The organism is Mycobacterium sp. (genome assembly GCF_008709575.1).
GTDB lineage: Bacteria > Actinomycetota > Actinomycetes > Mycobacteriales > Mycobacteriaceae > Mycobacterium.
On sequence record NZ_VYIK01000550.1, the window covers coordinates 1 to 539 of the forward strand.

Below are 539 nucleotides of genomic sequence, written 5' to 3' on the forward strand. Positions count from 1 at the left end.
CTGGCTCTTCCGGAAATGGAGTGCAGTCGACAGCGAGCTGATCCGGTGGTGGGGCGTGTCGGTGGGCTGAATCGGGCTCCGGTGGACAGAGGAATGCGGGTGCTTAAGCCACGTACCTGCCACCGGGGAGCCCTGTTGTCTGAGCCTAGGTCGTCTGCTGCTGTTGTTGTCGCCGACACGATCGTGCGGACGGTCGAGTTAGGAGTGACGATCACCGACGCCGCCGTTCGCGGCGAGTTGACCATCGTGTTCTGCGACCTGCTCACCAACGGTGTGGGGAGGTGTCCAAGGTGCGCCCAGCCCGGTGTCTACCGCGATACTGCGATCCGGAAGCTGATCGATGTGGCTGTGGTTGGGCATCCGCTGCGGCTGCAGGTCCGCGTTCCGCGTTACCGCTGCACGACGACCGGCTGTGATCGAGAAGTGTTCGCCCACAGCACCGACCGGCTGGCTTGGCCTGGCTGCACAACGACTCGGCGGTGCGCCCGTTACATCTTGCGCCGGTTGGTGATCGACCGGATGACCGTGGCGGCGGTGGA

The 539-nt window shown here is 64.7% G+C and carries 1 pseudogene; it reads left to right on the top strand.

The features are described 5' to 3' along the window. Nucleotides 1-135 precede the first annotated feature (135 nt). Nucleotides 136-539: pseudogene (locus F6Q13_RS20080) on the top strand (ISL3 family transposase); the annotation flags it as partial.